At 50.5% G+C, this 12,917-nt stretch carries 8 protein-coding genes; 2 read left to right on the top strand and 6 right to left on the bottom strand.

The window, feature by feature from the left end:
- Positions 1-300: 300 nt before the first annotated feature.
- Both ACYVUT_RS08235 and ACYVUT_RS08240 read right to left on the bottom strand, forming a co-directional pair.
- Positions 301-3,828: a glycosyl hydrolase 53 family protein gene (locus ACYVUT_RS08235; RefSeq protein WP_484501828.1), complete on the bottom strand. Its 3,528-nt coding sequence runs from the start codon at positions 3,826-3,828 to the stop codon at positions 301-303.
- A gap of 135 nt (positions 3,829-3,963) precedes the next feature.
- On the bottom strand, positions 3,964-7,542 hold the full coding sequence (locus ACYVUT_RS08240; protein WP_484501829.1) for a glycosyl hydrolase 53 family protein: 3,579 nt from the start codon (positions 7,540-7,542) through the stop codon (positions 3,964-3,966).
- Between the two features lie 247 nt (positions 7,543-7,789).
- On the opposite strand from ACYVUT_RS08240, the gene ACYVUT_RS08245 reads away from it, so the two are divergent.
- Positions 7,790-8,737, top strand: a complete 948-nt coding sequence (locus ACYVUT_RS08245) for a glycoside hydrolase family 3 N-terminal domain-containing protein (RefSeq protein WP_484500603.1) — start codon at positions 7,790-7,792, stop codon at positions 8,735-8,737.
- Positions 8,738-8,822: 85 nt separating this feature from the next.
- Here the strand turns inward: ACYVUT_RS08245 and ACYVUT_RS08250 are convergent, their stop codons facing one another.
- The 4 genes from ACYVUT_RS08250 to ACYVUT_RS08265 all read right to left on the bottom strand — a co-directional run bounded on the left by ACYVUT_RS08250 (position 8,823) and on the right by ACYVUT_RS08265 (position 12,231).
- Positions 8,823-9,953, bottom strand: a complete 1,131-nt coding sequence (locus ACYVUT_RS08250; protein ID WP_484501830.1) for a serine hydrolase domain-containing protein — start codon at positions 9,951-9,953, stop codon at positions 8,823-8,825.
- Positions 9,954-10,055: 102 nt separating this feature from the next.
- Positions 10,056-11,162 (bottom strand): serine hydrolase domain-containing protein, encoded by a 1,107-nt coding sequence (locus ACYVUT_RS08255; protein WP_484501831.1) that lies wholly within the window; start codon positions 11,160-11,162, stop codon positions 10,056-10,058.
- Between the two features lie 181 nt (positions 11,163-11,343).
- Entirely contained in the window at positions 11,344-11,616 is a 273-nt protein-coding gene (locus tag ACYVUT_RS08260; RefSeq protein WP_002876514.1) for an HU family DNA-binding protein, read from the bottom strand.
- 153 nt (positions 11,617-11,769) lie between these two features.
- Positions 11,770-12,231, bottom strand: coding sequence for an RpiB/LacA/LacB family sugar-phosphate isomerase (locus ACYVUT_RS08265; RefSeq protein ID WP_439775802.1), 462 nt, complete (start codon positions 12,229-12,231; stop codon positions 11,770-11,772).
- A gap of 205 nt (positions 12,232-12,436) precedes the next feature.
- Between ACYVUT_RS08265 and ACYVUT_RS08270 the strand changes: the two genes are divergently transcribed.
- Entirely contained in the window at positions 12,437-12,916 is a 480-nt protein-coding gene (locus ACYVUT_RS08270) for an FMN-binding protein (RefSeq protein ID WP_484501832.1), read from the top strand.
- Position 12,917 lies beyond the last annotated feature (1 nt).

The raw sequence follows: 12,917 nt of genomic DNA on the forward strand, positions 1-12,917 counted from the left end.
TGAAACTGTTTACCCAATTACTCACGATTTCATTGGCTCTGTTTGCCTTTACCCGCTACAGACGCTCACGCCGTCAACTGGCAGTAATTCCTGCCCACCAGCGGCATAATTAAGCAATCGTGACACTTCCCTTTTTCCCTTGAATTTGAATTCTATCTAATTGCTGGTACACCGCTTTAGCCAGCATTGCATTACATTAAATTTCTTATTTTTTCACAACACACAAAGCTCCATCTCGATGGCAAAAAGCCCTGGCAATCGCCAGGGCTTTCTTGCGCTTATATTACTTTTTACTAGCTCTTACAGGTTCTTGACCCACTTCAAGGAAGCAGAAACATTGATCTTGATTGGATCACCGTACTTAGCCCCCTTGTTCAAAGCTGCTAAGTCCGCTCCATCAAGGTAGTAGACATAGTGATAGACACTGGTTGCGTCAGTAAACTTGACTTGGTATTCCTTGCTTGAAGCAATGCCAGTATTTACGGCTTCAGCAATTTTGGCAAAGTTATCGGCAGAAATTTCCGTCCCCTTTTCACCAGTCAGGTATTGACCAGCTGCCTTTTCGATCAAAGCAGTGTCTTCAGCTGACAGCTTTTGCCCAACAGTCATCGGGCTGTCAATAGTAACATTATCTAAGCCCCAAACAGTCGTGGCAGTTGCTTCAACAGTTGAAGTTGCCTTTTCGATCACCTTTTCGTCCTTAACCAAAGTTGCCGTGTAGTTGACCGTGATTGGGCTGCCGTAAGTTGCACCTTCGTTGGCCTTAAGGAAGTTGGCCAGCTTTTCAGCAGACGTATTTCCTTGCAGCCAGTATTCGTAGTGGTAGTTGTTGCCGGCAGCGTCCTTGAACTGGTCGCTCTTGAGGCTGTCAGTAAGGCCTGAGAAGATTTCCTTCAAAGAAGCTTCACTGATCTTGGTCCCCTTGACCCCGTTCAAGTACTTGGAAACAGTCTTATCCAGATAGTTAGTCAAAGTTAAGTCTTGTCCCACCTGCAACTGGTTTTCGGTCTTAAGGCTTGATTGATCAGCCCCGTAAAGAGCAGCCAATTTTGGCGTAACAGCAGAAGCCGTATTTTCAGCTGACTGGTAACCTTCCAGCATCCCCTTGTAAACCATCAGAGATTGAAGTGGGTAGCCATGGTCATCAAAGAGGGTCATGTTGTCCCAAGTGGACCCGCCCCAAGTTTCCTTGCCATTATAGTGCATTTCATTGTCTGGAGCGTAGCCGATCGCGTACTTGGAAGCCCAGCCGGTCCCGTAGACGTTGACCAGCTGCTTGTTGTAGTTCCAGCTGTTCCAGCCAGCTCTGACCGCGATTTGAGCTGGTTCCCAGTAGAAGGCACCAACACCGCCGCCAGCAACTAATGACTTATAGAGGGCAGTTACTTCATCGACCTGACCTTGCGGGCCAACCGCGTAGTCGCTTGGGGCATAGCCGATGTTGTTGTTAGTACCGTCTGAGTCATTGACATTGTTCAGCCAGCTGGTTTCCATGACGACTACCCGCTTGCCGAATTCCTTTTGGGCCATCTGCTCCACCTTCAGCAGGTTGTCTGGGTTATTGTTGGAGCTGCCCCAGAATGGGTAGTAGGAAGTCCCCAAGTAGTCATAGTCAACGCCGTTGTTCTTCAAGACAGTCATGATCATCTGGTAGCGGGCAACGTCTGGTGATTCAAATTGAACGGCGATCTTGGCGTCCTTGTTGGCAGTTCTGACCGCCTTAGCAGCGGTAGCCAGGTAGCGGGCAACGGTTGTCCCGTAGTCGCTCTGCCAGAGCTTATTCCAGTCGCCGCCAGTCAATTGGTCGGCATCATAGCCGAAGGTCCCCTTGGTGATTTCATTACCGATCTGGACCATGGCTGGAGCCACCCCGGCCTTTTCCATATCGGTCAAGACCTTCTTGGTGTAAAGGGAAATAGCTTCATTCAATTCAGCACTGGACAGGTTCTTCCAGGACTTAGGCAGAAGCTGCTTGGCCGGGTCGGCCCAGAAGTCTGAGTAGTGGAAGTCCAAGAGAACCTTCATCCCGTACTTTTTAGCCTGCAAGGCAGTCTTGATCAAGCTTTCTTCGTCGGTGTTACCGCCGCCGTAGCCCTGGCCGTCAGCGTTGTAAGGGTTGTTCCATAAACGCAGGCGGACCCAGTTGACCCCGGCTTCCTTCAAAACATCGAACAAGTCAGCTTCTTTGCCGTTAAAGTCATAGTACTTAACGCCGGCTTTAAGCATGGCCTGGTAGGTTGACACGTCTACACCGCGGGCCATGTCGTCAGTCATGCCAGGAATCTTTTCAACCTTGACGCTTTCGTATTTGAGGCCAGTTTCAGTCCCGTTTTGGTAGGCAGCGGTAATTTCGTCAGCCGTCTTCTTGCTGGTTGGGGTTTCATCCACTGCTTCATTGTTATTGCCGGCCCCTTCAGTCAGGGTCGCGGTGAAGTTGGCCTTGATGGCGTCGCCGTACTTAACTCCCTTGTTCAGAGCCAGGAAGTTGGCTAATTTAGCGGCGCTGTCTGCCCCGTCCAGCCAGTAGGCATAGTGGTAGGTCTTGCCAGCTTCATCGCTGTAGTCGGTCGTGCCAACATAAGCCGTATCATCGCCGCCCAAGCCTGCTTCGATTGCCGTCAAAACATCCTGGCTGATTTCAATTCCAGCCGGGCCAGACAAAAGTGAGGAAGAGATATTGGCAAGCAGCTTTTTGCTTTCATCAGCCGTAAAGGCCTGACCATCCTTCAAACCATTCTTGACGCTAACCTTGTCCTGGCCGTAAACCTTAGTCACGGATGGAGCAAGAGTAGAGGATGATTGAGCAGGCTGAGTTACTGCTTCAACCTTGTAGATCAAGCCGGCCAAAGTGCCGTTGTAGTAGCCGGCCCCAACCACGCTGCCAGCGGCGCTGGTCGTCCCCAGCTGTCTGAGCAAGTCACTGACGAACTGGGCAGCAGTTTCATTGTTCTTGGAGACATCAGTCTTCAAAGTTGCCAGAACCTTGCCCTGCATAGAACTGTTCTTTTCCATCAAGGAAGCGATGACAGTCTTGTCTTCCTTGACATCGCCCTGGGCCAGGAGCTGAGCCATTTCGTGAACAGCAGATTCCTGGTAGCCGTTCTTGGACTCAGTCCAGTCATACTTGACCCCATTCTTCAGCTTGACTGCAGTCAGGAATTCAGTTTGATCCCGCAAAAGCTGGGCATGATCCATGCCATTTTGCACTGAACCATCCTTGTCAAAGGAAACCTTGATCCCGTTTAAGGTCTTGCTGGTGTTTCTGGCAATCTTGCCTGTCGCGTCAGCGTAATATTGCTTGCCGTTAACCTTGATGAACTGGTTCTTAACTACCTGGCCATTAGCGTCATAGTAGTTGGTAACGCCAGAAGTCGTCTTAAAGGCATTCTTGGTTGGCTGAGCAGTAGCCGTAACTGCCTTTTGAGCCGTTGCCTGGACTGCCTTGCTGGCCATGTTAGTTGCTGGAGCAGTAGCAGCAGGCTTAGCTGTAGTGTTTGTAGTAGCAGCAGTATTAGCAGCAGTATTAGTTGGATTAGTTGTCGTAGTCGCTGTAGTTGTTGTAGTTGCAGCAGTAGTCTTGTTTTCACTTACTGCATTACTAGTCGCAGCAGTGGTATCAGTTGACTTGTTTTCAACCGTAGACTTAGCTGCAGCAAGTTTTTCAGCCTGTTGGTCCTGGACAACAGCAGTCTGCTCGTCCTTGTCAGTGGCCGTGTCCGCCTTTACGCTGCTAGCGTTGCCGACAGCCAGGCCAGTAGCCAGCAGGGCTACGCCGGCAGCTGTCAAACTCTTATTAGACTTGAAGTGCTTAATCCGTCTCTTCTTCATAAGCTTATTCCTCTTTTAATTCCTCTTAATGCAATTGAATTGTATTTTCTTTTTCTTGCTTTTCTTCTGTTTCTTCGGTTCTCTCAAAAAATGCCCAACAGAAATTGTTGAGCATTCTTTGTGAATTTGCTTGGCTTACAGGTTCTTGACCCACTTCAGGGAAGCAGAAACGTTGATCTTGATTGGATCACCGTACTTGACACCCTTGTTCAAAGCTGCTAAGTCCGCTCCATCAAGGTAGTAGACATAGTGATAGACACTGGTTGCGTCAGTAAACTTGACTTGGTATTCCTTGCTTGAAGCAATGCCAGTATTTACGGCTTCAGCAATTTTGGCAAAGTTATCAGCAGAGATTTCCGTCCCCTTTTCACCAGTCAGGTATTGAGCAGCTGCCTTTTCGATCAAAGCAGTGTCTTCAGCTGACAGCTTTTGCCCCACTGTCATTGGGCTGTCAATAGTAACATTATCTAAGCCCCAAACAGTCGTGGCAGTTGCTTCAACAGTTGAAGTTGCCTTTTCGATTACCTTTTCATCTTTAACCAAAGTTGCCGTGTAGTTGACCGTAATTGGGCTGCCGTAAGTAGCGCCTTCGTTGGCCTTAAGGAAGTTGGCCAGCTTTTCAGCAGACGTATCTCCTTGCAGCCAGTATTCGTAGTGGTAGTTGTTGCCGGCAGCGTCCTTGAACTGGTCGCTCTTCAGACCATCAGTGAGGCCCGAGTAGAGGGCCTTCAGAGAAGTTTCGCTGATCTTGGTCCCCTTGATCCCGTTCAAGTACTTGGAAACAGATGAATCCAGGTAATTGGTCAAAGTCAAGTCTTGGCCGACCTGCAACTGATTTTCGGCCTTAAGGCTTGATTGATCTGCCCCGTAAAGAGCTGCCAGTTTTGGCGTAACAGCGGAAGCAGTGTTTTCAGCTGATTCATAACCAGTCAGGAAGCCCTTGTACATCATCAAGGATTGGAGCGGGTAGCCATGGTCATCAAAGAGGGCCACATTGTCCCAAGTTGAGCCACCCCAAGTTTCCTTGCCCTCGTAGTACATTACGTTTTCTGGAGCATAGCCGATCGCGTACTTGGAAGCCCAGCCAGTCCCGTAGACATTGGACATTTCCTTATTGTAGTTCCAGTTGTTCCAGCCGGCCTTAACCGCGATTTGAGCTGGTTCCCAGTAGAAGGCACCAACGCTGCCGCCAGCAATGATGGCCTTGTACATATCAGCCATCGCGTTGACTTGCCCTTGCGGATCAGCCGTGTAGGAAACGCCATCTGGCATGGTCGGCATTTGCCCGATTGAGTTGCCAGTACCATCTGAGTCATTCATGTTGTTCAGCCAGCCAGTTTCCAGAATGACCGTCGTCTTGCCGAATTCTTCCTTGGCCATCTTTTCAACAGCCAGCAGGTTGTTCGGCGTGTTGGCACCCGTCCCCAGGCTTTGGCCCTTGTAAGTGCCGTTGTCGTTGCCGGTTGACCAGAATGGGTAGTAAGAAGTCCCCAGATAGTCGTAGTCGATCCCGTGCTTCTTGAAGACAGTCATGATAGTCCGGTACTTGTAGATGTTTGGCGTTTCCAGCTGCAGGGCAATCTTAGCCTGAGGAGCAGCATTTCTGACCGCCTTGGCCGCGGTTGCCAGGTATTCAGCTACCTGGTCACCGTTGGCGCTCTTCCACAAAGTTTCCCAGTTGCCGCCGTGGTCACGGTCAGTGTACAGGCCAAAGGCCCCGTTGGTGATTTCGTTGCCGACTTGCACCATGTCAGCACTGGCACCGGCTTCGCGCAGGTCGGTGAGGACCTTTTCAGTGTAAAGCTTGATTGATTCGTTTAAGGCATTGACTGACAGGTCCTTCCAGGCCTTTGGCAGAATCTGCTTGGCCGGGTCAACCCAGAAGTCGGAGTAGTGGAAGTCCAAAAGAACCTTCATCCCGTACTTCTTGGCTTCGCTGGCCATCTTGATCACGCTGGCTTCATCAGTGTTACCACCGCCGTAGCCCATGCCGTCAGCGTTGTATGGGTCGTTCCAGATCCGCAGGCGGACCCAGTTGACCCCGGCATCAGCCAGAACCTTGATCAAGCTGGCTTCTTTGCCCTCAAAGTCGTAGAACTTAACGCCAGCGTTGACCAAAGACTGGTAAGTTGAAATGTCGACCCCGCGAATCATGTCATCAGTCATGCCAGGGATTTTTTCCACCTTGACGCTTTCGTACTTAAGGCCGGTTTCAGACCCAGTCTGGTAGGCAGCGGTAATTTCGTCAGCCGTCTTCTTGCTGGTTGGCGTTTCATCCACGGCGTCAGTATTAGTGCCCGCGCCGGCAATCAAAGTAGCCGTGTAGACAGCCTTCAAGGCATCACCGTACTTAACGCCAGCGTTGGCCTTGAGGAAGTTGGCCAGCTTCTCAGCGCTGTCCTTGCCGCTGAGCCAGTATTGGTAGTGGTAGGCCTTGCCATTCGCGTCGTAGTAAAGGCTGCTGCCTTCAAAGGCAGTTGCATCCCCAGCCAGGCCGGCAAAGATAGTTTGCAGGACCTCTTGACTGATGGCCGTGCCAGCCTTGCCAGTCAACAGAGCTGATGAAACGCCGTCAGTCAAAGTCTTGGCGTCTTCATCGCTCATCTTAGTGGTAACCGGGTTGGTTACCTTGCCAGCGTCGCTGTAAACAGCGCTGACGCTTGGGTCAATCTTGGAGACAGCTTCTGCCGCCTTCTTCACTTCTTCAACCTTGTAGATCAAGGCAGCAGCTACACCGTTGTAGTAGCCGGCCCCGATCACGCTGCCAGTAGCATCAGCCGTGCCCAGCTTGGAAACCAGGGTTGCAGCTACTTGGCTGGCGGTAGCGCCGCTTTGGCCGATGTTCAAGGTCAAGCTGGCCAAGACCTTGCCGGACATGGAAGAGTTGTTTTCCATTAAAGTAGCGATCAAGTCATTGTTGTTCTTGACGTCACCTTGGGCCAGGAGCTGGGCCATTTCATGGGTAGCTGATTCCTGGTACTTGTTCTTGCTTTCAGTCCAGTCATACTTGACTGACTTCTTCAGCTTGCTTGCGGCTGAAAATTCGATTTGGTCGCGGAGCAATTGGCCAAAGTCCAAGCCATTGCTGATAGCACCAGTCTTGTCAAAAGTAGCAGTAATCCCGTTAACCTTCTTGGTCGTGCTCTTGGCAATCTGGCCATTAGCGTCAGCGTAGTATTGCTTGCCACTGACCGTGAAGACCTGATTCTTGACTACCTGGCCATTGGCGTCATAGTAAGAAGTCTTGCCGTTGGTCGTCTTAAAGGCGCTCTTAGTAGCCGTAGCCGTGGTAGTAGTTGCCGCCTTAGTCGCCGTTACCGCGCTGGTCTTGGTCTGCACAGCGCCCGCAGCTGCCGTCTTAGTAGTGGTAGTAGCTGCGGTAGTCTTCTTGGCAGTATCTGCAGTGGTGGCTGCAGCAGTCTTTGCAGTATTTGCAGTATCTGCGGCAGTCTTGCTATCAGTTGCTGCAGTGTTAGCAGTCGCATCAGCAGTTTTAGTGTCAGTTGTTTGCGCTGCTTGGGTGTCAGTACTTTGGACGGCTTGCTTTTGCTCAGTTTGAGCCGCTTGGGCATTGGCCGTCTGTTGGTCCTGGCTGTCAGTTACGTCAGCCTTGGCTGGGTTGGCATAGGCCAAGCCAGTTGCCGTGGCTAACAGGGCCAGATTGGCCGCTACGATTTTCTTGCTCTTAAAATGCTTGATTCGTCTCTTTTTCATAGAGGTCCTTCCCAATTTTTTCCATTAAAATTCTATCTTAGATCATTATACCGTTTTCAATTAATTTGTTCAGCTTTTTTCTGGAAACTGGCCGCTTGTAATGCAAACGTTAAAAAAGCCATTCTTAGCCCTTTTGCCTTGCTTGTGTGTAAAAAAGAGCCAATAATATTATTTATAGAGACTTTGTAAAATTCGCGAAAAATTCATTTTGCTTTAACCCTAACTGAACTCAGAAAGCAGGTGCATCATGTCCTCACTCAATCAAAAACTGGCCAGTCTTTTCCTGATCGACAGCACTGGCGATTTTACTGAAAACCTCCGCCTTTTGGACCATTACCAGCCAGCCGGCCTTCTCCTTTTTGCCAAAGACCTGGCAGGGCTAAGCGAAAAAGCCGTCAAAGAGCGGCTGGCCGCCTACCGGCAGGCCCGGCCGGGTCTGCTGCTTGCCATTGACCAGGAAGGCGGCTTGGTCAGCCGCTTGTCTGCTCTTTACCCAAGCCGGTCCTATCCCAGCCAGGCTGAGCTTTTGCAAAAGGGCGCCGACTTTTTCTTAACCGAAAGCAGAAAGACCGCCCTGGAATTAAAAAACTTAGGCATCAACTTAAACTTTGCTCCGGTGGCTGACCTTGCCCTTGATCCCGCCAGCTTTATCTACAGCCGGACCCTGCAGCTGGGAGCTGAAGAAACCGGGCCGGCAATCGCGGCCTTTGTCAAGCTTTACCGGCAGCTGGGGATCGCCTCCTGCGCCAAGCACTTCCCTGGCTACGGGGATGCCGGCGACACCCACCAGGCTCCGGCTAAAGACCATAGAAGCCGTAAAGAGGCCCAGCTGGACCTTTTGCCCTTTAAAGCAGCGATCACGGCTGGCGTGCCGACCATCATGGTGGCCCACTTGGAAGTCACCTGCTACAGCGCTGGCCCTGCATCCCTTTCCCCGGAAATCTACCGCCTGCTTAAACAAGAGCTTCACTATTCCGGTGTGGCCATCACCGACGACTTAGCCATGGCCGCAGCACAAGAAAGCGGCTGCCCGGAGCTTTTGGCCTTAAAGGCCGGAGCCGACCTTCTCTTAGGCGGCAGATTGGAAAACTTGCCAGTCTTAGAAGCAGCTGCAGAAAGCGGCGAATTGCCGGAAGAGCGGATCAAAGACGCCCTGGTCCGGGTCCAGACCCTGCAGGACGATTACTCTCTTTAGGGTCCTTTTTACAAAAATTCTTTAACATGTATCAATTAACGACAAAAAAGGCAGATCGCTTGATCTGCCTTTTGTCTATTCTTGTTTAAGTCTTAGAGAAAGTATCAAACATGATCTCTTTCAAGATCTGGTAGCCAACGTCCTTGACCTTGTCTTCGCCAAAGCTGCGCTGGTTCAGAAGCAGGATGATCCCGTTCTTGTTGTCAGCCGTCAGCTGGAAGTAGGCAGCATAGTGGGCGCTGCCGATAGCCCCGTAGGCCAGCTTGACCTTCTCCCCCTTCTTGAGGTAGACCCCGCCGCTGTAGCGATTGATCTTGCTCTTGAGGTGGGTCAGCTGGTGAAAAGCACTTGGTGACAGGAACTGCCCTGTCCCCAAAGCCTCTTGAATCAGATAGTAGTCGCCAGCCGTCGTCAGCATGTTTCCGGCCCCAACCAGCTGGGACAGGCGGGTCTTTTCCAAAACTGCCGCCTGCTGGTAGTTCTTGCCATGCTGATATCTGTAAGATACGGCCAGCTTTTTATTCTTAGGCAGCTGGCTGCTTACATAAGTTGACGTCAGACCCAGCCGCTGGACTACCCGCTTCTTAAAGTTCCAGGCATATGACCTATGGCTGACCTTCTTGATAATGCCCGCCAGCAAAATGTAGTTGACGTCGCTGTAGTGGTAGCTGCCCACCTTGTCTTGCGGCAATTGGTTGGCCCGGGTCACGATCCATTTTACAGCTTGGTCTTCACTGTAGTTGATATGGCGGTCAACTTCTACATCTGGGATCTGCAAACCTGAAGTATGGGAAAGCAGATTGCCCACGCTGATCTTCTTGGCGTTCTTCAAAGCCGGGTACCAGCGGGAGATCTTCGTGTTTTGGCTAAAAGCACTTGAGCTCCCCTTCTTTTCCTCCATCAGCTGCATGACCATAGCGCCGGTTACTTCCTTTTGCATGGAAGCTGCCGGGTAAACGACCTGGCGGTCCCCATTTTTGATCTTCTTTTTAGCGTCAGCCAGGCCGTAGTTGACAACCTGGACATGCCCGTTCTTGATCACGGCCACGCTGCCAGCCACATGCTTCTTCTTGAAGAGTTTCTCGACAAAAACATGCATGTCAGCTGCCGTGACCTGGTCTGGCGCGGTTTCCTCCGGCCAGGCGGCGACGCAGGCACCGGCGCAAATCCCGGCAAACAGCAGGGCCGTGATGATCTTTCTTCCCTTTTTAAACAACAGCAGTCTTTCCTCCCTTGGATACATTAAGAACATTATAAGGCCATTCCGGCAAAAAGGCAGGAAAGTTATTGCTTTTTTAAAAAATTAAAAGAATGCTCACTAATTCAAACTGAAAGTTCCCGGCTGGATCTTCTGCAGCAGGCCAAAGGCCAGGCCCTTGATCTGCTGCTCAGTCTGGCTGCGCTCGTTGACGAACATGATGATCCCGTTTCTGTTGTCAGCCGTCAGCTGGACATAAGTCCCGTAGTGCTCCTCCCGAATTGAGCCAAAGGCGGACTTGAGCTTGCTGCTCCGCTTCATGTACATGCCGCCGCTGTAGGTAGTCTTTCTGGCCTTAAGGTGAGTCAGATAGTTGAAGTCACTCTGGTTCAAAATTGCCCCGTTCTGCAGGGCCAGCATGATTTCGTAATATTCAACCGGCGTGGTGCACATGTTGCCGGCACCTGGGATCTGAGAAGCCACGGATTTTGGCAGGGAAACTGGTCTTTGGTACTTTCTCTGCCAAAGGTAAGCATAAGATACCGCCTGGCTGCGGGTCCAAGGAATGTCGTGTCTGAGGCTGGTGTGGGCTAAGCCCAAGGGACGGACAATCCGGCGGTTGAAGTTGTAGGCGTAAGTGTGGCCGGTCAGTTTGCGGATGATGCCCACCAACAAAATGTAGTTGGCATTGTTGTAGTTGAAGCTTCCGATCTTGTATTGCCAGCTGCCATTGATCTTCTGGGTCACCCAGTTGATGGCCTTGCTTTCAGACAAGTTCCGGCCCCGGTTGCTTTCAGAGCCAGGCGCCCGGTAGCCGCTCGTTTGCGTCAGCAGGTTGCCGACCGTCACATAGCGGGCATTTTTCAGCTTAGGATACCAGCGGGAAATCTTGGTGTACTGGCTGAAACTTTGCTTGGTGTGCTTCTTTTCGTTCATGATCTGCACCAGCATGGCCCCAGTCACTACCTTTTGCAAGGAGGCGGCTGGATAAGTCACATTGTAAGCGCCGTTCTTCATCCGCCGGCCAAACCAGGCATAACCATAGTTGACGGTCTTAACGCTGCCGTTTTGGACCAAAAGGACTGACCCGGCCAGGTGATTGTCCCGCATCACCCGGTTGACGTCGCTCTTAGTTGCTTCCGCATGAACCGTAGCTGGCGCTAAAGTCGGAAGCAGGAGGCTGGCAGCTAAAGCCAATTTGCCGGCTGCTTTTGCTGATTTTTTCAAAAAAAGATCTTTAAAATTCAAACTGTTTTTCCCTTTCTCATCATAAATATAACCACAAATTATGTTAGCCCTAATATTTTCTAAAAACAAGGGAAGCAGTGTTACGTTTTAATTACAGGATTTTTTCCCGCAAAAAAAGACCACCGGAAGCAACCGATGGTCATTTAGAAGTGGTCAAGATTTACTTAACGGCATCCTTCAAGGCCTTGCCTGGCTTGAAGGCTGGAACCTTGCTTGCAGGAATTTCGATTTCAGCGCCAGTTTGCGGGTTGCGGCCCTTCCGAGCAGCGCGTTCACGAACTTCAAAAGTACCAAAGCCGATCAATTGTACCTTTTCGCCCTTAGCAAGTGCTTCTTCGATTGATGCAAACAAAGCGTCAACGATTTGAGCAGATTCCTTCTTGCTGAATTCAGTCTTTTCACTTACAACTGAGACAAGTTCAGTCTTGTTCATCTTGTTTCCTCATCTTTCTATTAAAAGGCCCAGCAAAATGCCGAAGCTTAATCATATGCTTAATTATAGCAAAACTTTGCCGCCGCAACAGCCTTTCTCTGAAATAGCTGAGAAAAAATACCAAAATTACAAAAACGTTTTAGTGTAATATTCCTATTTCACTGGCACGCAGTGCTTGTCGTTGATGGCCTTGACCTTGTCCACCCGCCGGCGGTACTTTTCTTCCATCAAAGGATCCGTGGTCAGCCAGGTCTTGACGATTTCGCCGGCCATCATATCCCCGATGATCTTAGCCCCTAAACAAAGGACGTTGGAGTCGGTGTGCTGGCGGGCAAGCTTGGCGCAGAAAGGATCCTGGCAGACCGCGGCGTAGATGCCGTTGATCTTGTTGGCGATCAAGGCGCTGCCATAGCCAACCCCGTCAACGAAAATGCCCCGGTCGCATTCGCCCTTGGCTACAGCCAGGCTAGCTGGGTAGACGAAGTCTGACAGGTCGCAGGATTCTTCATTATCAGTCCCGAAGTCAACTACTTCATAGCCATTTTCTTCGAGGTAGGCCTTGATTTCGTTCTTCAAGCGGGTGCCGGCGTGGTCATTTGCCATTGCAATCTTCATGTTTATGCCTTCTTCTATTTCAATAAAAAACTCTTTCGCTTCTATTCTACCATTTTCAAAGAAAGGGGAAAGTTGCGCGTAAATTTTAGCCTTTTTTAAATAAGTTCATGCATTTTGATCAATTTCTTGCCATATTTGTTTCTAATTATCCGGATAGAATCTTATTAATATCAAGGAAAGTATTTTATGGCAAGGAGGGACTACAATGTCTGCCAGAAAAGTTATCACGAGTGTACTCGCCGTCGGAACAACCATCGCTATCGCCATCGACGGCTATCTCTTATTTTTAAAAGCTGACCAAGCCAATTCTACTGCGTCTACAGCTTCATCCAGCACAAGCACTGCTGCTTCATCTGCTTCATCAACTTCATCTTCTGCAAGTTCATTCACGTCCAGCGGCTTAAAAGACGGAACCTATAGCGGTAAAAGCGTCAGCACCCAGTGGGGCGAGGTCCAAGTCCAGATCAAGGTCAGCGGGGGAAAAATCACCACGGTCAATGTCTTAAAGTACCCGTCAGACAACGACCATTCCCAGCAGATCAACGACCAGGCCCTGCCTGTCTATAAAAAAGAGGCCATCGCGGCCCAGAGCGCTGACATCCAGCAGGTTTCCGGGGCTACCGTCACCTATGAGGGCTTCACCCAGTCCCTGCAAAATGCCATCACCCAGGCTAAAGAAAGCTAGT

It is taken from the genome of Lactobacillus sp. WILCCON 0059, from assembly GCF_057197985.1.